This is a genomic window from Metallumcola ferriviriculae (genome assembly GCF_035573695.1).
In the GTDB taxonomy this organism is placed as follows: Bacteria; Bacillota; JADQBR01; order JADQBR01; family JADQBR01; genus Metallumcola; species Metallumcola ferriviriculae.
Window position 1 is genome coordinate 102,858 of record NZ_CP121694.1, and the last position, 20,336, is coordinate 123,193.

The window sequence follows — 20,336 nt, forward strand, 5'->3', positions numbered from 1 at the left end:
AGACACCTCCACATCTAGATACGAGTCAATACCACGGGACCCGCTTCTGTGATTGCTATAGTATCCTCAAAGTGAGCCGAACCTGCACCGTCTCTTGTTACAACCGTCCAATTATCCTCCAAGGTTATCACTTCATGGGTACCCATGTTAACCATTGGTTCAATAGCCAGTGTCATACCCGCTTTCAACCTCGGCCCCCTGCCGGGTTTGCCGAAATTAGGTACCTGCGGTTCCTCATGCATTTCCCTGCCAATGCCATGTCCAACGTAGTCACGGACAACGGAAAAACCGCTGCCTTCTGCAACTATCTGTACCGCGTGAGATATGTCACTCAATCGGTTGCCTTCCACAGCTTTGGCAATACCGGCTTTCAGCGATTCTTCAGTCACTCGCAGCAACCGCTGCATATCCTCGTCAATTTCACCAACGGGAAAAGTTCTAGCAGCATCACCATAGAATCCATTTATCACTGTGCCAATATCAATACTAATAATATTTCCATTTTTTAATTCCCTTAAACCCGGGATGCCGTGAACCACCTCCGCGTCAATAGAAACGCAGATGCTGGCGGGAAACCCCTGATAACCTTTAAACGCGGGCTTTGCCCCTTGACTTAGGATATATTTTTCAGCAATTATATCTAATTCTTTAGTAGTGATGCCTGGTCTAATCGCCTTTTCTAGTTCAAGATGAGTTTCAGCCACTATCCTGCCGGCATCACGCATATATTCCAATTCACGGTCGGATTTAAGAGTAATCATACCAAGTCGCTCCCAAGCCTTTCGCCAATTTCTTTCAGTACTGCGCTGATTTTCTGGTCACCGTTAATGTCGGCCAAAAGGCCCTGCTTCTGATAAAATTCAATTAACGGTTGCGTTTGCTTGGCATATACATCTAATCTATTAGCTACAGTCTCTGCTGTATCGTCGCTGCGCTGATACAGTTCTCCACCGCAGACATCACAATTATTTGCTTCTTGAGGTTGGTTAAATGTTACGTGATAGGTGGCACCACAATCTTTGCATATGCGTCGTCCGGTTAAGCGGTCTAAGAGTTTTTCCCTGGGCACCTCAATGTTAATTACCGCATCTAGTTTAATCCGTAATTGTTTAAGGATCTCATCCAACGCTTCCGCTTGATTTACCGTGCGAGGAAAACCGTCTAACAAAAAGCCTTGCCCGCAATCGGATTCGCCTAGGCGTTCTTTAACAATGCCTACAGTTACTTCATCAGGTACCAGCTTTCCAGCATCCATATACTCTTTAGCTTTCTTACCCAACTCAGTTCCATCCTTGATAGCCTTCCGGAACATATCGCCAGTAGAAATGTGAGGTATTTTAAGCTTTTCAGTTAAAACCTCAGCTTGCGTACCTTTACCGGCCCCCGGAGGACCCATCAACAGTAACCTCACTTGAACCCCTCCCTGTTTTGCACCTGCCAGAAAATTACTTCTGACGGCATAAGTTTAAACTAATGCGCTTGTGCCAAAAGCTTACACCTTTTAAAGCTAGTGTTCTATTCTTTGCGGCACAAGCAAAGTTTCTTTATGCTGATGCACGTTAAGCGAAGCAATCTACTTCATAAAACCTTGGTAGTTACGCATTAATAGCTGAGACTCTATTTGCTTCATGGTCTCTAATGCTACCCCTACTACAATCAGCAGTGCTGTACCACCAAAATAAATGTTCAAACCTGTCAGTGCCATAACTAAGTTAGGCAGTAATGCAATCGCTGCCAGGAAAATGGCACCGGATAACGTGATTCTAGTCAAAACCCTATCAATATACTCAGCTGTAGGTCTTCCCGGCCGCAGGCCAGGAATAAAACCACCATATTTTTTCATGTTATCCGCAACATCCTGGGGATTAAACGTAACCGCAGTATAAAAATAAGTGAAGAAAATAATCAATAGCGCGTACATAACCATATACGACACAGACCTAAAGCTAAATATCCCTACTATTGTTTGAGCAAAAGCATTATTGGGAAACCATGATGCAATAGTTGTAGGGAAAAGTAAGATTGACATGGCAAAAATAACCGGAATTACTCCCGCCTGATTCACTTTAAGCGGAATATGTGTTGATTGTCCGCCGTAAACTTTTCTACCTACCACTCGTTTTGCATACTGCACCGGAATGCGTCTCTGCCCTTCTTGAATAGCTACAACACCGGCAATTACCACAAGAGCAATTACCAAGAAAAATAGTACCGCAAAAATACTGGTCTCACCTGTGGACACGTATTGGTACATACCGTATAGACCTGCAGGCAGACGGGATACAATCCCAGCGAAAATAATTAAGGAAATACCATTACCAATTCCTTTTTCCGTAATCATTTCACCCAGCCACATGAGAAAAGCCGTGCCGGCTGTTAAAGTGATAGCTATAACGGCATAAGACCCGATGCCGGCATTCTCCAATACACCGGCCTTACCCAAATAAAAAGCCATACCAACTGCCTGAATAAAACCTAGAATAACCGTACCGTAACGTGTAAACTGAACAATCTTCTTTTGCCCTTCCTGACCTTCCTTGGCCAGGCGCTCCAAATATGGGATTACCACAGTCAACAGCTGCATGATAATGGATGCGTTGATGTAAGGCATGATGCCCATAGCAAAAATAGTAAACTTTTTGAATGCCCCGCCGGATATTACATCAATAAAACCAAACAGGGTACCGCTGTCCATCAGTTGCTTTAACTGCGCTGTATCAATCCCCGGCACGGGGATATGCGCCCCAAGACGGAAGACAAAAAACATCAGTATCGTAAAAACAATCTTTCTACGCAGGTCATCTATCTTCATGGCAGACTTTAAACTGGCAAACATTATACCACCTCAGCTCTTCCACCGGCAGCCTCAATTTTTTCGGCTGCTGCTTTACTAAAGAAATTTGCTTTTACTGTTAAGGATTTAGTCAATTCTCCGTTAGCCAATATCTTGATACCATCCTTGACCTGATTAACGATGCCTTCTTGTACCAATAGCTCGGGAGTGACTTCAGTTCCCTCGTTGAAAGCATTTAACTGATCCAGATTTACAATCGCGATTTCCTTAGCAAAAATATTTGTAAAGCCGCGTTTAGGAAGCCTACGGGTCAAAGGCATTTGTCCGCCTTCAAAACCACGTCTAACACCGCCGCCGGAACGGGAGTTTTGCCCGCCGTGACCGCGGCCGGATGTTTTTCCTAAACCGGAGCCAATACCTCTTCCCTTACGGGTAGAAGCTTTTTTGGCACCTTCTGCTGGCTTGAGTTCATGGAGTCTAACCACAGCTACACCTCCTAAACCTCAATTTCTTCTACAACCACTAAATGATTTACATTCTCAGCCATGCCGCGAATATTGGGTGTGTCTTCCTTGACCACGCTTTGGTGCAATTTTCTCAAACCCAATGCGGCCACTGTACCACGCTGTTGTTCATTCTGTCCGATAATGCTTTTCTTGAGTGTAATTTTCAATTTCTTTGCCATTGCCATTCCTCCTACCCAAGCAACTCTTCAACGGATTTGCCACGGAGTTTTGCAACATCCTCAGCGCGTTTCATGCTTTTCAATCCTTCTAGTGTAGCATATACCATATTGTTGGCATTGGCAGAGCCCAGGGACTTGGTCAAAATATCTCTGATACCGGCCAGTTCAAGTACCGCACGTACAGGGCCACCGGCAATAACTCCGGTACCTTCCGAAGCGGGCTTTAATAATACCCGTCCAGCCCCGAATCTTCCTACCATCTCATGGGGAATAGTAGTACCCACCAAAGGAATTTTAATCAGGTTTTTCTTAGCGTTTTCTATTCCCTTACGAATAGCTCCAGGGACCTCATTTGCCTTACCGAAGCCCGCTCCTACATATCCGTTACCGTCTCCTACAACAACCAAAGCACTAAAACTGAAGCGCCGTCCGCCTTTTACAACTTTAGCTACACGGTTAATACTAACAACTTTCTCATTCAGTTCCAGTTTATTAGGGTCAATACCGACCATTCATTTCCCTCCTTTGCCAAAAACTTTAAAATTCCAAGCCGCCTTCTCTGGCACCTTCTGCCAGCGCAGCTATTCGACCGTGATAAATGTATCCACCCCGATCAAATACCACCTTTTTAATTCCTTTTTCAAGGGCTTTTTTTGCCACCAGCTGGCCCGTTTTCTTTGCAGCTTCTGCATTAGCACCGATGATTTCACCTTTTATATCTGCATCTAAAGTGGAGGCCGCTACCAGTGTGCTGCCAACAGTATCATCAATTACTTGTGCATAGATGTGTTTAGAACTGCGATAAACGGACAGACGCGGGCGTTCTGATGTCCCAAATAGTTTGTTACGTAATCGTCTCCGTTTTTTATCTCTAACCGCCTTACGGTTATACTTTTTAAACAAGGAATGTCACTCCTTTCTGCAGCAACCCAGACAAGGTAGTATTACTTGGCAGATCCGGCCTTACCAACTTTTCTGCGGATCCGCTCGCCTTCATACCTGATACCTTTGCCTTTATAGGGTTCCGGTTCTCTCACTTTCCGAATGTTTGCGGCAATTGCACCCACCAATTCTTTATCAATACCTTTAACGATAATCTTGGTAGGAACAGGTGTCTCAATTTCTATACCCGCCGGCGGCTCCATCTCTACCGGCTGTGAATAACCCACATGTAGCACTAATTTTTTACCCTGCATATTAGCCCGATAACCTACACCAGTCAATTCGAGTCCTTTTTGGAAACCATTTGTAACACCTTGAACCAGATTGTTTAACAGTGCTCTGGTCAGCCCATGCAGTGCACGATGCTGCTTTTTATTAGTGGGACGGGTCACATTAATTACACCGTCTTCAATGTTAATATCAATTTCCGGGTGAAATTCTTTTTCCAGTTGCCCTTTTGGTCCCTTAACGGTAACTTTGTTTCCAGTCTTATTAACTTCCGTACCCTCAGGAATGTTTATAGGCAATCTACCAACTCTGGACATAATGACACCTCCTGTCGTGAAAAACTGCTATAAGTGTTTCTTACCAAATGTAACAGATGACTTCGCCACCAGTTCCTCCCTGGCGAGCTGCTTTATCGGTCATTACTCCTTTGGAAGTGGAAATAACCGCCACACCCAAGCCGCCTAAAACCCTTGGTATTTCATCTTTATTAGCATAAACACGCAATCCCGGTTTGCTGATTCTTTTCAGGCCGGTAATTACTTTTTCATTACTCTTACCATATTTTAGGTACAGCCTTAAAATACCCTGTTTGCTGTCATCAACATATTCAACATCTTTGATGTAGCCTTCTGCCTTGAATATTTCAGCAATCGCTTTTTTAATCTTGGAGGCAGGCACTTCAACTGTACTTTTATTGGCCATACTCGCATTGCGAATTCTGGTCAGCAAATCTGCAATCGGATCCGTCATTACCATCTTAACTACCCCCTTCCGATATCTATATTACCAGCTAGACTTGGTAACGCCGGGTATTTCACCTTTATACGCCAGTTCACGGAAGCAAATTCGGCAGATACCAAATTTCCGCATGTAACCATGGGGACGGCCGCAGACTCTGCAGCGGTTGTGGGCCCGCACTCGGTACTTGGGCGTGCGCTTTGCTTTGGCGATCATAGATTTCTTTGCCACTGTTTATCCCTCCTCCTTGGCTTTTTACTGTCTAAATGGCATTCCCATTAAACGCAACAATTCTCGTGATTCTTCATCAGACTTAGCTGAAGTAACAAAAACAATGTCCATCCCTCTGACTTTATCTACCTTATCATAATCAATTTCCGGGAAAATCAACTGTTCTTTCATACCCAGGGTATAGTTACCGCGACCATCAAAGGCCTTGGGGGAAACGCCGTTAAAGTCCCTTACCCGGGGCAAGGTAACATTCACCAACCGGTCTACAAATTCGTACATTTTATCCCCTCTCAGGGTAACTTTGCAACCGATGGGAGTACCTTCCCGCAATTTAAACGCCGCCACTGATTTTTTTGCCTTGGTAATTACCGGCTTTTGCCCAGTAATTGCGGTTAAATCTTCCACCGCGCCATCCAGGGCTTTGGGGTTTTGAGTAGCTTCGCCCACTCCCATGTTAATAATCACTTTTTCCAGTTTTGGCACTTCCATGGTATTCTTGTAACCGAACTTTTCTTTCAATGCCGGTTGCGTTTCTTTCAGGTACTTTTCTTTTAGTCTTGCCACCATAATTTTACCCCCTTTCCGGCAGAACAACCTTAATCTAAATCTTCACCGCATTTCTTGCAAACGCGCACCTTACTTTGGTCATCAAGAAACTTCTTGCCAATTTTGGTGGGCTGATTGCACTTGCTGCAGTATACCATCACATTGGAGCTGGCAATTGGGGCCTCTTTTTCCACTATACCGCCTTGGGGCATCTGTTGAGTAGCTTTGGTATGGCGTTTTACTACGTTTACACCTTCTACCACTACCCGCATATCCCGGGGCAGCACCTGCAGTACCTTGCCCTTTTTGCCAACATCTTTTCCGCTAACTACAACGACGGTATCCCCTTTTTTTACATGAACTTTAGGGCTTGCCAATATTTTCACCTCCGCAAACCGGTTAATAACCTAAAGCACCTCGGGTGCTAACGAAACAATCTTCATATAATCCCTGTCACGCAGTTCCCTGGCAACCGGACCAAAAATACGCGTTCCTTTGGGTTGGCCTTGGTCGTTAATGATTACCGCTGCGTTTTCATCGAAACGTATATAGGTTCCATCAGGTCTTCTATTACCTTTTTTGGTTCGTACCACAACTGCCTTAACAACATCACCTTTTTTAACCACACCACCAGGTGCCGCTTCCTTAACAGATGCGATTACTATATCACCAACCGCAGCATATCGGCGCCCTGAACCACCCAGCACTCGAATGCACATTAATTTTTTGGCACCAGTGTTGTCTCCGACTTTTAGCATCGTCTGGGCTTGTATCATGTGATGTTACCCCCTTTCGACTCGCAACCAATACTATAGCTTTTGGGCTTTTTCCAGGATTTCCGCTATCCGCCAGCGCTTATCCTTGCTCAACGGACGGGTCTCAACGATTTTTACCTTATCGCCAATCCTGCATTGGTTGGCCTCATCATGAGCTTTAAACTTATTACTTTTCTTAACCGTTCTGCCATAAAGCGGATGGCGAACATAGGTTTCAACAGATACAACCACTGTTTTTTCCATTTTATCACTAACAACGTGGCCAACACGGCCCTTACGCAAAGTTCTCTCAGCCAAGTGCCTTTCCTCCTTTCACTTACGCTTCCTGTTTTAATTCCCGTTCTCTTAAAACAGTCTTAGCTCTGGCAATATCCCTGCGGACATTTTTAATACGCAAAGGATTATCCAACTGGCCGGTAGCTAATTGGAAACGTAAGTTAAACAATTCTTCTTTGAAATCATCAACTTTCCGCACCAATTCTTCTGTGGTTAAATCCCGTAGCTGATTAGCTTTCATCGGCCTCACCACCCACTTCGTTACGTTTTATAAACTTGGTTTTAATCGGCAACTTATGACTAGCCAAGCGCATTGCTTCTTTGGCTATTTCTTCAGTCACTCCGGCCATTTCAAACATAATCCTACCCGGTTTCACAGGAGCTACCCAGTATTCCGGAGAGCCTTTACCACTACCCATACGGGTTTCCGCTGGTTTTGCCGTAATAGGACGATCAGGGAAAATTCTAATCCAAACTTTCCCGCCCCGTTTGATATAACGGGTCATAGCGATACGTGCTGCTTCGATTTGACGGCTAGTGATCCAGGCCGGTTCTAATGCCTGCAGACCGTATTCACCGAAATCAACATTACTGCCCTTTATAGCTTTACCAGAAAGACTTGGCCGGTGTTGTCTACGCCATTTTACCCTTTTCGGCATCAACATGGTTAGTTGCCTCCTTCCTTCACTTTACCTTTTGCTTCAGGAAGTACTTCGCCTTTATAAATCCAAACCTTTACGCCAATCTTACCGTAAGTTGTATTGGCTTCCGCAAATCCATAATCAATATCTGCTCTTAAAGTATGCAGCGGTACTTTTCCTTCACTATACCATTCGGTTCTAGCAATTTCCGCACCGCCCAAACGACCGGCGCACATTATTTTAATGCCTTCGGCCCCAAACCGCATGGAGCGGGATACAACTTGCTTCATAGCCCGGCGAAAAGAAACTCTTCGTTCCAGCTGAGATGCAACGTTCTCCGAAACCAGTTGACCGTCTAATTCAGGCCTTTTGATTTCCACGATATTAACATTAACTTTTTTATCTGTTAATTTTTCCAATTCCTTACGCAGTGCTTCCACTTCCGACCCACCGCGGCCAATAACAATACCAGGTTTAGCAGTATGGATGGAAATCTTAATACGGTTAGCTGCACGTTCAATTTCGACAGTGGAAATACCTGCATCATATAGTCGTTTTTTCAGAAAGCGTCTTATTTCAATGTCTTCATACAGTAAATCAGCATAATCCTTGTCAGCATACCATTTGGCATCCCAGTCTTTAATGATGCCTATACGCAGACCTTTAGGATGAACTTTCTGCCCCACTAATTAACCTCCTCCTTTTCCCGTACCACCACGGTAATGTGACTGGTCCTTTTTCTAATCTTATCAGCTCTGCCCATTGCCCTGGGCATAAATCTTTTCAATGTTGGCCCCTGATCAACGTAGGCATTGGCCACATACATATTGTCGGGGTCCATTTCGTAGTTATGCTCAGCGTTAGCCACAGCAGACTGCAGAACTTTGGCAATATATCCAGCACCCCTTTTAGGCGTATATTTCAGCACCGCCTGCGCTTCCAGTATATCTTTGCCCTTAATCATGTTGGCCACCTGACGCACTTTCCGCGGAGAAACGCGAATATACCTAGCTACTGCTTTAGCTTCCATGGTTAACCCCCCTCTCAATCTATTTCAAAGATGTGGAACGTTCCGTATGTGATCCATGTCCTTTGAACGTTCTAGTAGGTGCAAATTCACCTAGTTTATGCCCAACCATATCTTCAGTGATGTAAATGGGAATGTGTTTCCTGCCACCATGCACCGCTATAGTATGACCGACAAACTGTGGAAATATGGTAGAACTGCGCGACCAGGTTTTAATTACTCGCTTTTGTTCATTTTCATTCATTTCTTCTATCTTCTTAAGCAATTTGGGATCGCAATATGGACCTTTTTTTAAGGATCTTCCCATTCATTACGCCTCCTTCCTCGTACTCATTAACCCTTACGCCGTTTCACAATCAACCGGTTAGAAGGCTTATTTTTCTTCCGGGTCTTTGCACCCAGAGCCGGTTTGCCCCAAGGAGTAACAGGATTTCGACCGACAGGTGAACGACCTTCACCACCGCCGTGGGGGTGGTCCACAGGGTTCATTACCACACCACGAACAGTGGGCCGAATACCCTTCCACCGTGAACGCCCTGCTTTACCGATAGTAATGTTCTCATGGTCGATGTTGCCCACCTGTCCGATGGTAGCTCTGCCGTCCTGCAGCACCAATCTAACCTCCCCAGAAGGAAGACGAAGATGACAGTGTTTTCCCTCTTTCGCCATCAACTGCGCAGATGTCCCGGCAGAACGACAAAGCTGTCCGCCCTTACCCGGTTGTAGTTCGATATTATGAATAATTGTACCCACAGGAATGTTCTTCAGCGGCAGTGCATTACCAACCTTAATGTCCGCACCTTCACCGGATTCAACCATGTCACCCACGCCCAAACCGTTAGGGGCTAGAATGTAGCTCTTTTCCCCGTCCGCATAATGCAGTAAGGCAATATTAGCGGACCGATTGGGATCATATTCAACTGCGGCAATTTTTGCCGGAATTATATCTTTATTTCTCTTGAAATCAATCACTCTGTATAAACGTTTATGCCCGCCGCCACGGTGACGAACGGTCAGACGACCTTGCGCGTTGCGGCCACCGGTCTTTTTGACCGGCTCCACCAATGATTTTTCCGGTTCCTTTTTAGTAACCTCTTCGAATGTAGAAACCGTCATTTGGCGGCGGCCCGGTGAGGTGGGCTTAAACTTTTTAATCGCCATTTGAATACCCTCCTTTTACCTAAACCTATAGCCCTTCAAACACTTCGATTTTGTCTCCGGGTTTAAGAGTAACAATGGCCTTTTTTCGGTCTGGAGTCTTACCTTCAAAACGACCCATCCGCCTGTTTTTCCCTCTTACCATCAAGGTGTTCACCCGGGTGACGGTAACATCGAAGATCTCTTCAACGGCCTTTTTAATCTCGCTTTTATTCGCTTTCTTAGCGACAATAAATGTGTATTTGTTATCTTCCATCAGCTCGACAGTGCGTTCTGAAATTACCGGACGCACCAGAATCTCATGGGGACGACGCATTAACCAAGCACCTCCTCCACTTTGTGGACCGCATCTTTAGTAATGACCACCTTGTTATAGTTCAAGATGTCGTATGCATTAAGATTAATAGGGGCTAAAGGCTTGACGCTGGCGATGTTTCTGGCGGACAATCTCACATTGTCTCCTTCACCGTTAGAAATCACCAAAGCCTTTTCCTCTATGCCCAGTGCATTAAGCACACCGGCCATCTCTTTAGTCCTGGGCTTTTCAAATTTTAAATCATCCACAACTATCAAACTGCCTTCCAAGACCTTTGACGATAATGCAGACTTGATAGCCAGACGCCGTACTTTTTTAGGAATACTAGTGCTGTAATCCCGGGGACTGGGGCCAAATGTTATGGCACCGCCGCGCCATAACGGAGAACGAATAGTACCAACACGCGCACGACCGGTCCCTTTTTGACGCCAAGGCTTTTTGCCGCCTCCCCTCACTTCGCCACGACTTTTTGTGGCGTGAGTACCGCGACGCCGGTTAGCTAGATGAGCCACTACAGCTTCGTGCATTACATGCTCGTTGATAGGTGCACCGAAGACGCTGTCTTGAAGTTCTACATCTCCTACCTGCTCTCCCCGAACATTATATAGAGCCACTTTAGGCATCTCTTACTCCTCCTTCCCTGGATAGTTAAGCCTTAACCGAGTCTTTAACCATCATAATAGTTTTTTTAGCACCCGGCACAGAACCTTTTACCAAGAGTAAATTCTGTTCGTTATCAGTTTTAACTACTTCTAACTTTTGAACGGTGACTCTGTCACTGCCTCTTCTGCCAGGCAATGGTCGGCCTTTAAATACCCGGTTAGGACCTAACGAGCCCAATGCGCCCGAACCGCGATGGTAATGAGAACCGTGACTCATAGGGCCTCTGCTGAAGCCATGGGCTTTAATGCTGCCTGTAAATCCTTTACCCTTAGATATTCCCGTAACATCAACAAAGTCACCGGCCTTGAAGATATCTTCGATTTTAACTTCTTGACCCACTTGATAATCATCCGGATTATCAACGCGAATTTCCCGAAGGTATCTTAATGGTTTGACATCCGCTTTGTTAAAATGGCCCTTGATAGGTTTGGTCACGGCACCAGGTTTCTGGTTGGCAAATCCAATCTGAATTGCATTATAACCATCAGTCTCTACCGTTTTTTTCTGTACTACTACACAGGGACCGGCTTCGATAACCGTAACAGGAATAAAGCTGCCGTCCTCGGTAAATATCTGAGTCATTCCAACTTTCCTACCTAGAATTGCTCTGCTCATTTCTATTCCACCTCCTATGGCTGCAGGTTACAGCTTAATCTCGATGTCCACACCGGCGGGTAAGTCCAAACGCATGAGAGCATCGACAGTCTTCGGAGTGGGTTCGACAATATCAATCAAGCGCTTATGGGTCCGCATTTCAAACTGCTCACGAGAATCTTTGTTTACATGGGGTGAACGCAAGATAGTATAGATATTTTTCTCTGTAGGCAAAGGAATTGGACCGGACACCTCTGCGCCCGTACGCTTAGCTGTCTCCACGATTTTCTGGGAAGACTGATCCAATGCTTTATGATCAAACGCCTTAAGACGAATTCTAATTTTTTGCTTTGCCATTACTTTTTCCTCCTTCTCCGCCCGATTACCGGACCTTCTCAGTGAAAATTACCTGGAGTAATTCCAGCAACCTTCCACCTCATCGCAAAACACTTTTGCATGACAAGGGGCTAACAGCCAAACGGCCGTCAGCCTCACTTGGATTACTAATACTACTCTGAAATTGCGCTTACAACTCCGGCACCAACAGTGCGTCCGCCTTCGCGGATAGCGAAGCGCAGTCCCTCTTCAATAGCGATGGGGATAATTAAGTCTATTTCCATCTTGATGTTATCCCCGGGCATTACCATCTCTACACCTTCGGGTAGTTCTACGATGCCGGTCACGTCTGTGGTCCGGAAGTAAAACTGGGGACGGTAGCCCTTAAAGAATGGTGTATGGCGGCCACCCTCTTCTTTGGTTAATACATATATCTCTGCGGAAAACTTGGTGTGTGGCTTAATGGAACCGGGCTTGGCCAATACCTGACCACGCTCAATCTCTTTCCGGTCCACACCTCTCAGCAGGGTACCAATATTGTCTCCTGCTTCCGCCTGGTCCATCAGCTTGCGGAACATTTCTACGCCGGTTACTATAGTCTTTCTGGTCGCTTCTTGTAAACCAACGATTTCTATCTCGTCGCCTACTTTGACAATACCGCGCTCTACTCTGCCGGTTGCCACTGTGCCACGGCCGGTAATACTGAATACGTCCTCTACCGGCATCAGAAATGGCTTATCTGTATCCCGTACTGGCGTAGGTATATATTCGTCAACTGCTGCCATCAGATCGTGAATCTTACCACACCATTCGCAGTCTTTTTCACCGCAGCCGCATTCCAATGCCTTTAGTGCAGATCCGGATACTATGGGAATGTCGTCACCGGGGAACTCATATTCACTTAGAAGCTCTCTTACTTCCATTTCTACAAGTTCCATTAATTCTTCGTCATCTACCATGTCCGCTTTATTTAGGAATACTACGATATAAGGTACGCCTACCTGACGCGCCAACAAAATGTGCTCACGTGTCTGGGGCATCGGACCGTCTGCTGCGCTTACTACCAAAATAGCTCCGTCCATTTGAGCTGCTCCGGTGATCATGTTTTTCACATAGTCTGCGTGGCCGGGGCAGTCAACGTGTGCATAGTGCCGATTGTCAGTCTCATATTCTACGTGGGCTGTGGAAATGGTGATGCCACGCTCTTTCTCCTCTGGGGCGTTATCAATCTGGTCATATGCCGTAGCTACGGCACCGCCGCCCTTTGACAGGGTAAAAGTAATCGCTGCTGTCAGCGTAGTTTTGCCGTGGTCCACGTGACCAATTGTCCCTACGTTTACGTGCGGTTTTGTTCTCTCAAACTTTTGCTTAGCCATTGAGTATTCTCCTCCTCACAAATAGATACTTTTTAAAGTGTTCTTTTTTCAATAATTTTCTCAGCAATATTCTTGGGCACTTCATCATAATGGTCGAACTGCATTACGTAAGTACCTCTTCCCTGAGTCTTAGAACGCAGGTCAGTAGCATAACCGAACATTTCCGATAAAGGTACAAACGCACGAATTATCTGGGCACCCGCCCGCGGTTCCATGCCTTCCACCTTGCCCCGGCGGGAACTAACATCACCAATTATATCGCCCATGTATTCTTCCGGGACTGTTACCTCAACCTTCATCATTGGCTCTAGCAGCACTGGACTTGCCTTTCTCGTACCATCTTTAAAAGCCATTGATCCAGCAATCTTAAAGGCCATTTCCGAGGAGTCAACATCATGATAAGACCCATCATACAATGTAGCGCGGAAGTCAATAGCGGGATATCCGGCCATGACACCGTTTTCGGCTGCCTCGCGAATACCGGCCTCCACAGGCGCAATATATTCTTTCGGCACCGAACCGCCTACAATTTTATCGACGAATTCTATGCCGCTACCCGGTTCAAGTGGTTCAAGTTCTACCCGAACATGCCCATATTGACCACGTCCGCCACTCTGGCGAATAAATTTACCTTCGGCCTTCACAGCACCTCGGATAGTTTCTTTATAAGCCACCTGCGGCCGGCCGACATTAGCATCAACCCTAAATTCACGTAGCAAGCGGTCTATAATAATTTCTAAGTGAAGCTCCCCCATGCCCTGAATAATCGTCTGGCCAGTTTCATGGTCAGTATAGACACGGAAAGTGGGGTCTTCCTCCGCTAGTTTCTGTAGTGCAATGCCCATCTTTTCTTGGTCCGCCTTGGTTTTGGGCTCGATGGCTACATCAATGACAGGTTCAGGGAACTGCATGGATTCCAGCATAATAGGATGGTCGCTATCACATAATGTATCACCGGTAGAAGTATTCTTTAATCCTACTGCACCGGCAATGTCACCGGTGTAAACTTCCTCCACTTCTTCCCGATGGTTAGCGTGCATTAACAATATCCGCCCAATACGTTCTCTCTTGCCCGTAGCCGCATTATAAAGATAGGACCCAGACTTCAAGGTTCCCGAATAAACTCTAAAGAAGCATAACTTACCCACATATGGGTCGGTAGCAATCTTAAAAGCCAATGCGGAAAACGGCTCAGAATCGTCAGCAATCCGCTTTCCTTCCTCGTCAGTATCAGGAATAATACCCTGAATGGGAGGGACGTCGGTAGGTGCAGGCATATAGTCTACAACCCCATCCAGCAAAAGCTGAACCCCTTTATTCTTAAAAGAGGACCCACAAAAAACTGGAATTATATCTACCGCCAACGTGGCCTTTCTCACTGCCTCTTTAATTTCTCCGGCAGAAATTTCTTCCCCGTTTAGGTATTTCTCCATTAACGTTTCATCAGAATCCGCAACTGCTTCCAAAAGCTTTTCTCGATATTCCTGAGCTATCTCCTGCATGTCTTCGGGAATATCCGTTTCGTCACTGCGAGTACCTAGATCATCCACATATATAATTGCCCTATTGCGAATTAAATCCACAATACCCTGGAAATTCTCCTCCGAACCTATGGGCAGTTGCATAGCTACCGGGTTAGCGCCCAGACGATCTCGAATCATATTAGTCCCGCGGAAAAAATCCGCTCCGACTCTATCCATCTTGTTGATATATGCAATTCTTGGCACCCCATACTTATCCGCCTGACGCCATACTGTTTCAGACTGAGGTTCCACCCCGCCTACAGAGCAGAAAACAGCCACCGCCCCGTCCAACACACGCAAGGAACGTTCCACCTCTACAGTGAAGTCAACGTGCCCTGGTGTATCTATGATATTTATGCGGTGATCTCGCCAAAAACATGTAGTAGCAGCGGAGGTAATAGTAATGCCTCTTTCCTGCTCCTGAACCATCCAGTCCATCGTCGCAGCACCATCATGAACCTCACCTAACTTATGCACCTTACCAGTATAGAACAAGATGCGCTCGGTAGTTGTGGTCTTTCCTGCATCGATATGTGCCATAATTCCAATATTCCTAGTTTTTTCTAATGAGACTTGACGAGCCACTATTATCCCCCTTTCTGCAAGCAGCAACATCGGCTTCAAGCCGATATGTCACTACCAGCGATAATGCGCGAACGCCTTGTTGGCCTCCGCCATTTTATGCGTATCTTCTTTCTTCTTGACAGCGCCCCCTGTGTTATTAGCAGCATCCATCAATTCAGATGCCAACTTATCCTGCAGGTTTTTGCCACCCCGCTGACGTGAATAATTGGTTAACCAACGAATAGCCAAGGTTTCACGTCTTTCAGGACGCACTTCTACGGGAACCTGGTAGTTAGCACCACCAACGCGACGCGCTTTAACTTCCAATACAGGCATAATGTTTTTCATCGCTTGCTCGAATATCTCGTTAGCTTCTTTGCCTGTTCTGTCAGCAATAATATCCAACGCACCGTAGACTATCTTTTCTGAAATGCTCTTTTTACCATCCAGCATCATCTGATTAATTAACTTGGTAATTCTAATGCTGCCATAAATCGGATCCGGCAGAATCTCCTGCTTAGGTACAGATCCCCTTCGCGGCATACATTTCCCCCCTTTAATTACTTCTTAGGTCTTTTCGCTCCATATTTAGAACGTCCTTGCTTTCTATCCTCAACACCCGCGGTGTCTAAAGCACCACGCACGATGTGATACCTCACACCGGGAATGTCTTTCACCCTGCCGCCTCTAACCAGTACAACTGAGTGTTCTTGCAGGTTATGACCAATGCCAGGGATATATGCAGTAACCTCTATCCCGTTAGTTAGCCTGACCCGAGTAATTTTTCTCAAGGCAGAGTTGGGTTTCTTAGGAGTAGTTGTATACACTCTAGTGCAAACCCCCCGTTTTTGCGGGCTGTTTTTTAACGCCGGTGAGGTAGATTTCTTTTTAATCGACTTCCTGCCTTTTCTCACCAATTGGTTAATAGTTGGCATTTAACTCCACCTCCTTCCTGAAATATTTTAAATCAAGTGAAGAGCAAGCCATGTCTTAAACAACATTGGTCTGCCGCGTTCATACTTCCAACTCAGGAAGTATTCTCGCAGCAAACCAGATATTTAAGTAATGAAACAAATGCCCTGAGAAGCTACTTTAATATAGCCGCAGCAGCGGCCCCTACCTGAATACCACAAACTTCACCTAATTCTTTCATGCTGGGTACACGGTTTACAGGTACCTGATTTTGATGACAGAGATCCGTCAAAGAAGTCACCATCTGTTTATCCGCATCTTCAGCCACAAACACCACCTGCACCAAGCCCTTTTGAACCGCTTTTATTGTTTGTTTTGTCCCAATGGTTTTATTCCCGGCGGTGCGCAGCGTCTCTAAAGGCATAGCACTTCCCCCTTGCCGAACAACACACTAATACATATTATCATTTTAGCTAAGGCGTGTCAACAAGATTTGTTTCCTTAAAAAAATCCTTTGACAGCATATCCTCCCCGGCATTCGCGGGCAGCAATTCTACACTGCGATAACGGGACATGCCTGTGCCCGCCGGAATAAGTTTACCAATAATAACATTCTCTTTAAGCCCCAGCAGCGGGTCTAGCTTGCCTTTGATGGCCGCCTCAGTCAGTACCCGGGTAGTCTCCTGGAAAGATGCCGCGGATAGGAAAGAGTCTGTAGCCAGGGACGCCTTGGTAATTCCTAGCAGCACAGTCTTGGCTGATCCTGGTTCTCCCCCTTTACCCACAGCTTCTCGGTTCGCTTCTTCCAAATCAAACAGGTCAATGGTACCGCCTGGCAGCAATTCAGTATCGCCAGATTCTTCCACCTTAACCTTGCGAAGCATTTGCCTAATCATAACCTCTATATGTTTATCATTGATGTTAACGCCCTGCAAGCGATATACCCTTTGCACCTCTCGCAGGAGGTAATTTTGCACTTTGCGGACCCCTTTGACTTTCAAGAGGTCATGGGGGTTGACTGACCCTTCGGTTAACTCATCCCCAGCTTCAACAGAATCCCCGTCACGTACCTTAAGGCGCGAGCCGTAGGGTGCCTGCTGTGCAGATTTAACTTCGTCTCCATCCACGATGGATACTTCGCGACGCCCCTTAACCTCCTTGAAGCGCACAATTCCGTCCGCTTCGGCAATTAATGCCTGCCCCTTTGGTTTACGAGCTTCAAACAACTCTTCAACCCTTGGCAAACCTTGGGTAATGTCATCGCCGGCAACACCACCGGTATGGAATGTACGCATCGTTAGCTGCGTACCCGGTTCACCGATTGATTGCGCCGCAATAATACCTACCGATTCACCAATCTCAACTTTTTTACCGGTAGCCAGATTGCGACCGTAACATTTAGCGCAAACGCCATATCTTGTTTTGCATGTGAGAATAGACCGCACATCCACTTTTTTAATTCCAACCCGAACGATGTCGTCCGCCTGCTCTTCCATAATCTCTTCATTGGCACGCACAATTACTTCACCGGTTTCGGGGTGTATTATATCTTGGGCAGTAGTACGGCCAACTAATCGCTCATCAAGATTCTCAATGACTTCACTGCCATCGGTAATTTGCACCGCTTCTATACTTTGTTCAGTGCCGCAGTCTTCCTCGCGAACAATTACATCCTGAGCGACATCTACCAACCGTCGTGTTAAGTAACCTGAATCAGCCGTTCTTAATGCAGTATCCGCCAGACCTTTTCTGGCTCCGTGAGTGGAAATAAAGTACTCCAATACTGTTAATCCTTCCCGGAAGTTCGCCTTAATTGGCAGGTCGATAATTCGGCCGGAGGGGTCTGCCATCAAACCCCGCATACCAGCTAACTGTCGAATCTGCTGTACATTACCCCGGGCGCCTGATGTCGCCATCATGAAGATAGGGTTGAACTTATCCAATGTATCCATCAGCCGCTCTGTCACTGTTTCAGTGGCATTATTCCAAAGGTCAATCACCTTCTGATACCGTTCTTCGTCTGTAATAAGACCTCGCCGGTACTGGCGTTCTACGTCTTCAACCACTGCCTCTGTTTTAGCCAGAATTTCTTTTTTATGTGTAGGAACATCAATATCAGCAACGCCGATGGTGATGCCCGCCTTAGTAGAGTAGTGATAGCCAATCCGTTTAATCCCATCCAACAGTTTCGGGGTAGCAGCCAAGCCAAGGTGGCGGTAACAGTTTGCAACTATTTGACCCAATGCTTTTTTATCCGCATCCTGATTAAAATATCCCAGTTCTTTTGGAATAGGAACTTCAAAATTAAAAATCATTCGCCCTGGTGTGGTTTCTATCAGCTTACCATCGATACGGGCCTTGATTTTTGCATGTAAATCCACGGCACCTGTTTCGTATGCCATCTTTGCTTCTTCGAAGGTACCAAATATTGTTCCCTCACCCTTGGCCCCATCCTTGGTAATGGTAAGGTAATAGCTGCCCAGCACCATATCCTGGGTTGGCGTAGCCACCGGCTGCCCATCTTTGGGATTAAGGATGTTGCCGCTAGAAAGCATAAGCAGTCTCGCTTCAGATTGCGCTTCGGCTGAAAGAGGTACGTGAACCGCCATCTGGTCACCGTCAAAGTCGGCATTATAAGCAGTACATACCAAAGGATGTATTTGTAATGCCCGCCCTTCTACCAATACAGGTTCAAACGCCTGGATGCCCAAACGGTGAAGGGTAGGCGCACGGTTTAGCAGCACCGGGTGCTCTTTAATGACTTCTTCCAGAACATCCCATACTTCGTTTTTCAACCGCTCTACCAAACGCTTAGAACTTTTTATGTTATGGGCATATCCTTTATCAACCAAGCGCTTCATCACAAACGGTTTAAACAGTTCAAGAGCCATCTCTTTTGGTAAACCGCACTGATGCATTTCCATTTCCGGGCCCACAACAATTACAGAACGCCCTGAATAATCCACCCGTTTGCCCAAAAGGTTCTGGCGAAAACGCCCCTGCTTACCCTTAAGCATATCGCTGAGAGATTTTAAGGGCCTGTTGCCCGGACCAGTAACGGGTCTCCCTCTCCGCCCATTGTCAATCAATGCATCCACTGCCTCTTGCAGCATGCGTTTTTCATTACGAACAATAATATCTGGCGCGCCTAAGTCCAACAGCCGCTTTAAACGATTGTTTCTATTAATTACCCGTCGGTAAAGGTCATTGAGGTCGGAGGTGGCAAAACGGCCGCCGTCCAGCTGCACCATGGGACGAAGCTCCGGCGGAATAACAGGAATAACATCTAAAATCATCCAGTCAGGTCGATTGCCCGAATTTTTAAATGCTTCCGCAACTTCCAACCTTCTGATTGCCCTTACTCTGCGCTGTCCGCTGACTTCCTTAAGCTCTTGGCGTAACGCCGCGGTCAATTCCTCCAGATCGATCTTTTCCAGGAGCGCCTTAACAGATTCAGCACCCATGCCGGCTTTAAACTTATTACCATACTTGTCCCTATATTCTCGATATTCCGTTTCTGTCAAAAGTTGTTTCTGCATCAACGGCGTTTCTTCAGGGTCTACAACGACATAGGCGACAAAATATAACACCTTCTCCAAGGACCTAGGGGACATATCCAACAATAGCCCCATGCGACTAGGTATTCCTTTAAAATACCAAATATGAGAGACAGGCGCCGCCAATTCAATATGTCCCAGACGCTCGCGACGGACTTTAGAACGGGTTACCTCAACGCCGCAGCGGTCACAAATAATACCCTTGTAACGTACCCTCTTATATTTACCGCAGTGGCACTCCCAATCTTTAGTTGGGCCGAAGATTTTTTCACAAAAGAGACCTTCCCTTTCGGGTTTTAACGTCCGGTAGTTAATGGTTTCCGGTTTCTTTACTTCACCACTGGACCAAGCCCTAATTTGCTCCGGCGAAGCTAAACCAATCCGCATCCCATCAAAGTTGTTCACATCTAGCAAGGGCCTCGCTCCCTTCAAATTTGTTGATGATGTTCGATT

The 20,336-nt window shown here is 46.1% G+C and carries 30 protein-coding genes; all 30 read right to left on the reverse strand.

What is annotated here, in order from left to right:
- Window positions 1-14: 14 nt before the first annotated feature.
- Entirely contained in the window at window positions 15-761 is a 747-nt protein-coding gene (map, locus tag MFMK1_RS00505) for a type I methionyl aminopeptidase (protein WP_366923242.1), read from the reverse strand.
- Window positions 758-1,411 (reverse strand): adenylate kinase, encoded by a 654-nt coding sequence (locus MFMK1_RS00510; RefSeq protein WP_366923243.1) that lies wholly within the window; start codon window positions 1,409-1,411, stop codon window positions 758-760. Before MFMK1_RS00510 ends, map begins: the two co-directional genes overlap by 4 nt.
- A gap of 162 nt (window positions 1,412-1,573) precedes the next feature.
- On the reverse strand, window positions 1,574-2,836 hold the full coding sequence (gene secY / locus MFMK1_RS00515; RefSeq protein ID WP_366923244.1) for a preprotein translocase subunit SecY: 1,263 nt from the start codon (window positions 2,834-2,836) through the stop codon (window positions 1,574-1,576).
- Complete coding sequence (rplO, locus tag MFMK1_RS00520) at window positions 2,836-3,279, reverse strand: 50S ribosomal protein L15 (RefSeq protein WP_366923245.1); 444 nt, start codon at window positions 3,277-3,279, stop codon at window positions 2,836-2,838. The genes secY and rplO overlap by 1 nt, the downstream gene beginning before the upstream one ends.
- 11 nt (window positions 3,280-3,290) lie before the next feature.
- Window positions 3,291-3,479: a 50S ribosomal protein L30 gene (rpmD, locus tag MFMK1_RS00525; RefSeq protein ID WP_366923246.1), complete on the reverse strand. Its 189-nt coding sequence runs from the start codon at window positions 3,477-3,479 to the stop codon at window positions 3,291-3,293.
- Between the two features lie 11 nt (window positions 3,480-3,490).
- Window positions 3,491-3,991: a 30S ribosomal protein S5 gene (gene rpsE / locus MFMK1_RS00530; RefSeq protein ID WP_366923247.1), complete on the reverse strand. Its 501-nt coding sequence runs from the start codon at window positions 3,989-3,991 to the stop codon at window positions 3,491-3,493.
- Between the two features lie 25 nt (window positions 3,992-4,016).
- A complete protein-coding gene (gene rplR / locus MFMK1_RS00535) occupies window positions 4,017-4,382 on the reverse strand; it encodes a 50S ribosomal protein L18 (protein WP_366923248.1) in 366 nt (121 codons plus the stop codon).
- Window positions 4,383-4,423: 41 nt separating this feature from the next.
- Window positions 4,424-4,966 (reverse strand): 50S ribosomal protein L6, encoded by a 543-nt coding sequence (gene rplF, locus MFMK1_RS00540; RefSeq protein WP_366923249.1) that lies wholly within the window; start codon window positions 4,964-4,966, stop codon window positions 4,424-4,426.
- A 40-nt stretch (window positions 4,967-5,006) separates the two neighbouring features.
- Window positions 5,007-5,405: a 30S ribosomal protein S8 gene (gene rpsH / locus MFMK1_RS00545; protein WP_366923250.1), complete on the reverse strand. Its 399-nt coding sequence runs from the start codon at window positions 5,403-5,405 to the stop codon at window positions 5,007-5,009.
- Between the two features lie 27 nt (window positions 5,406-5,432).
- On the reverse strand, window positions 5,433-5,618 hold the full coding sequence (locus MFMK1_RS00550) for a type Z 30S ribosomal protein S14 (RefSeq protein ID WP_366923251.1): 186 nt from the start codon (window positions 5,616-5,618) through the stop codon (window positions 5,433-5,435).
- 24 nt (window positions 5,619-5,642) lie between these two features.
- Window positions 5,643-6,182, reverse strand: coding sequence for a 50S ribosomal protein L5 (gene rplE, locus MFMK1_RS00555; RefSeq protein WP_366924843.1), 540 nt, complete (start codon window positions 6,180-6,182; stop codon window positions 5,643-5,645).
- Between the two features lie 32 nt (window positions 6,183-6,214).
- On the reverse strand, window positions 6,215-6,541 hold the full coding sequence (gene rplX / locus MFMK1_RS00560; protein ID WP_366923252.1) for a 50S ribosomal protein L24: 327 nt from the start codon (window positions 6,539-6,541) through the stop codon (window positions 6,215-6,217).
- 30 nt (window positions 6,542-6,571) lie between these two features.
- The gene (gene rplN, locus MFMK1_RS00565; RefSeq protein WP_366923253.1) at window positions 6,572-6,940 is read right to left on the reverse strand and encodes a 50S ribosomal protein L14; all 369 of its coding nucleotides are present in this window, start codon (window positions 6,938-6,940) and stop codon (window positions 6,572-6,574) included.
- Between the two features lie 33 nt (window positions 6,941-6,973).
- Window positions 6,974-7,237, reverse strand: coding sequence for a 30S ribosomal protein S17 (gene rpsQ, locus MFMK1_RS00570; protein ID WP_366923254.1), 264 nt, complete (start codon window positions 7,235-7,237; stop codon window positions 6,974-6,976).
- A gap of 19 nt (window positions 7,238-7,256) precedes the next feature.
- Window positions 7,257-7,457 (reverse strand): 50S ribosomal protein L29, encoded by a 201-nt coding sequence (gene rpmC / locus MFMK1_RS00575; RefSeq protein ID WP_366923255.1) that lies wholly within the window; start codon window positions 7,455-7,457, stop codon window positions 7,257-7,259.
- Entirely contained in the window at window positions 7,447-7,881 is a 435-nt protein-coding gene (gene rplP / locus MFMK1_RS00580) for a 50S ribosomal protein L16 (RefSeq protein ID WP_366923256.1), read from the reverse strand. Before rplP ends, rpmC begins: the two co-directional genes overlap by 11 nt.
- 2 nt (window positions 7,882-7,883) lie before the next feature.
- Window positions 7,884-8,543, reverse strand: coding sequence for a 30S ribosomal protein S3 (gene rpsC / locus MFMK1_RS00585; RefSeq protein WP_366923257.1), 660 nt, complete (start codon window positions 8,541-8,543; stop codon window positions 7,884-7,886).
- Window positions 8,543-8,887, reverse strand: a complete 345-nt coding sequence (rplV, locus tag MFMK1_RS00590; RefSeq protein ID WP_366923258.1) for a 50S ribosomal protein L22 — start codon at window positions 8,885-8,887, stop codon at window positions 8,543-8,545. The genes rpsC and rplV overlap by 1 nt, the downstream gene beginning before the upstream one ends.
- A gap of 19 nt (window positions 8,888-8,906) precedes the next feature.
- A complete protein-coding gene (gene rpsS / locus MFMK1_RS00595; protein WP_366923259.1) occupies window positions 8,907-9,191 on the reverse strand; it encodes a 30S ribosomal protein S19 in 285 nt (94 codons plus the stop codon).
- Between the two features lie 26 nt (window positions 9,192-9,217).
- Window positions 9,218-10,045 (reverse strand): 50S ribosomal protein L2, encoded by an 828-nt coding sequence (gene rplB, locus MFMK1_RS00600; RefSeq protein ID WP_366923260.1) that lies wholly within the window; start codon window positions 10,043-10,045, stop codon window positions 9,218-9,220.
- A 25-nt stretch (window positions 10,046-10,070) separates the two neighbouring features.
- A complete protein-coding gene (rplW, locus tag MFMK1_RS00605) occupies window positions 10,071-10,358 on the reverse strand; it encodes a 50S ribosomal protein L23 (protein ID WP_366923261.1) in 288 nt (95 codons plus the stop codon).
- Entirely contained in the window at window positions 10,358-10,981 is a 624-nt protein-coding gene (gene rplD, locus MFMK1_RS00610; RefSeq protein ID WP_366923262.1) for a 50S ribosomal protein L4, read from the reverse strand. Before rplD ends, rplW begins: the two co-directional genes overlap by 1 nt.
- A 25-nt stretch (window positions 10,982-11,006) precedes the next feature.
- Window positions 11,007-11,636 carry a 50S ribosomal protein L3 gene (gene rplC, locus MFMK1_RS00615; protein WP_366923263.1) on the reverse strand — a complete coding sequence of 210 codons (630 nt, stop codon included), beginning with the start codon at window positions 11,634-11,636 and terminating at the stop codon, window positions 11,007-11,009.
- A 27-nt stretch (window positions 11,637-11,663) separates the two neighbouring features.
- On the reverse strand, window positions 11,664-11,972 hold the full coding sequence (gene rpsJ, locus MFMK1_RS00620) for a 30S ribosomal protein S10 (protein ID WP_366923264.1): 309 nt from the start codon (window positions 11,970-11,972) through the stop codon (window positions 11,664-11,666).
- A 152-nt stretch (window positions 11,973-12,124) separates the two neighbouring features.
- Window positions 12,125-13,327: an elongation factor Tu gene (gene tuf / locus MFMK1_RS00625; protein WP_366923265.1), complete on the reverse strand. Its 1,203-nt coding sequence runs from the start codon at window positions 13,325-13,327 to the stop codon at window positions 12,125-12,127.
- Window positions 13,328-13,359: 32 nt separating this feature from the next.
- The gene (gene fusA, locus MFMK1_RS00630) at window positions 13,360-15,435 is read right to left on the reverse strand and encodes an elongation factor G (RefSeq protein ID WP_366923266.1); all 2,076 of its coding nucleotides are present in this window, start codon (window positions 15,433-15,435) and stop codon (window positions 13,360-13,362) included.
- A gap of 51 nt (window positions 15,436-15,486) precedes the next feature.
- Window positions 15,487-15,957 (reverse strand): 30S ribosomal protein S7, encoded by a 471-nt coding sequence (gene rpsG, locus MFMK1_RS00635; protein ID WP_366923267.1) that lies wholly within the window; start codon window positions 15,955-15,957, stop codon window positions 15,487-15,489.
- A gap of 17 nt (window positions 15,958-15,974) precedes the next feature.
- Complete coding sequence (rpsL, locus tag MFMK1_RS00640) at window positions 15,975-16,349, reverse strand: 30S ribosomal protein S12 (protein WP_366923268.1); 375 nt, start codon at window positions 16,347-16,349, stop codon at window positions 15,975-15,977.
- A 152-nt stretch (window positions 16,350-16,501) separates the two neighbouring features.
- The gene (locus MFMK1_RS00645) at window positions 16,502-16,750 is read right to left on the reverse strand and encodes a ribosomal L7Ae/L30e/S12e/Gadd45 family protein (RefSeq protein WP_366923269.1); all 249 of its coding nucleotides are present in this window, start codon (window positions 16,748-16,750) and stop codon (window positions 16,502-16,504) included.
- Window positions 16,751-16,799: 49 nt separating this feature from the next.
- Window positions 16,800-20,297, reverse strand: coding sequence for a DNA-directed RNA polymerase subunit beta' (rpoC, locus tag MFMK1_RS00650; RefSeq protein ID WP_366923270.1), 3,498 nt, complete (start codon window positions 20,295-20,297; stop codon window positions 16,800-16,802).
- Window positions 20,298-20,336: the final 39 nt, after the last annotated feature.

What these genes read in the sequence shown, in the direction of transcription:
- rpsJ (WP_366923264.1), bottom strand. Translation starts at nt 11,972, where the DNA reads ATGGCAAAGCAAAAAATTAGAATTCGTCTTAAGGCGTTTGATCATAAA.
- rplF (WP_366923249.1), bottom strand. Translation starts at nt 4,966, where the DNA reads ATGTCCAGAGTTGGTAGATTGCCTATAAACATTCCTGAGGGTACGGAA.
- rplC (WP_366923263.1), bottom strand. Translation starts at nt 11,636, where the DNA reads ATGAGCAGAGCAATTCTAGGTAGGAAAGTTGGAATGACTCAGATATTT.
- rplD (WP_366923262.1), bottom strand. Translation starts at nt 10,981, where the DNA reads ATGCCTAAAGTGGCTCTATATAATGTTCGGGGAGAGCAGGTAGGAGAT.
- rpsG (WP_366923267.1), bottom strand. Translation starts at nt 15,957, where the DNA reads ATGCCGCGAAGGGGATCTGTACCTAAGCAGGAGATTCTGCCGGATCCG.
- rplN (WP_366923253.1), bottom strand. Translation starts at nt 6,940, where the DNA reads ATGATACAAGCCCAGACGATGCTAAAAGTCGGAGACAACACTGGTGCC.
- MFMK1_RS00645 (WP_366923269.1), bottom strand. Translation starts at nt 16,750, where the DNA reads ATGCCTTTAGAGACGCTGCGCACCGCCGGGAATAAAACCATTGGGACA.
- tuf (WP_366923265.1), bottom strand. Translation starts at nt 13,327, where the DNA reads ATGGCTAAGCAAAAGTTTGAGAGAACAAAACCGCACGTAAACGTAGGG.
- rplV (WP_366923258.1), bottom strand. Translation starts at nt 8,887, where the DNA reads ATGGAAGCTAAAGCAGTAGCTAGGTATATTCGCGTTTCTCCGCGGAAA.
- rplP (WP_366923256.1), bottom strand. Translation starts at nt 7,881, where the DNA reads ATGTTGATGCCGAAAAGGGTAAAATGGCGTAGACAACACCGGCCAAGT.
- rpsH (WP_366923250.1), bottom strand. Translation starts at nt 5,405, where the DNA reads ATGGTAATGACGGATCCGATTGCAGATTTGCTGACCAGAATTCGCAAT.
- rpsS (WP_366923259.1), bottom strand. Translation starts at nt 9,191, where the DNA reads ATGGGAAGATCCTTAAAAAAAGGTCCATATTGCGATCCCAAATTGCTT.
- rplB (WP_366923260.1), bottom strand. Translation starts at nt 10,045, where the DNA reads ATGGCGATTAAAAAGTTTAAGCCCACCTCACCGGGCCGCCGCCAAATG.
- rpmC (WP_366923255.1), bottom strand. Translation starts at nt 7,457, where the DNA reads ATGAAAGCTAATCAGCTACGGGATTTAACCACAGAAGAATTGGTGCGG.
- rpsL (WP_366923268.1), bottom strand. Translation starts at nt 16,349, where the DNA reads ATGCCAACTATTAACCAATTGGTGAGAAAAGGCAGGAAGTCGATTAAA.
- secY (WP_366923244.1), bottom strand. Translation starts at nt 2,836, where the DNA reads ATGTTTGCCAGTTTAAAGTCTGCCATGAAGATAGATGACCTGCGTAGA.
- map (WP_366923242.1), bottom strand. Translation starts at nt 761, where the DNA reads ATGATTACTCTTAAATCCGACCGTGAATTGGAATATATGCGTGATGCC.
- rplW (WP_366923261.1), bottom strand. Translation starts at nt 10,358, where the DNA reads ATGCGTCGTCCCCATGAGATTCTGGTGCGTCCGGTAATTTCAGAACGC.
- rpsE (WP_366923247.1), bottom strand. Translation starts at nt 3,991, where the DNA reads ATGGTCGGTATTGACCCTAATAAACTGGAACTGAATGAGAAAGTTGTT.
- rpmD (WP_366923246.1), bottom strand. Translation starts at nt 3,479, where the DNA reads ATGGCAAAGAAATTGAAAATTACACTCAAGAAAAGCATTATCGGACAG.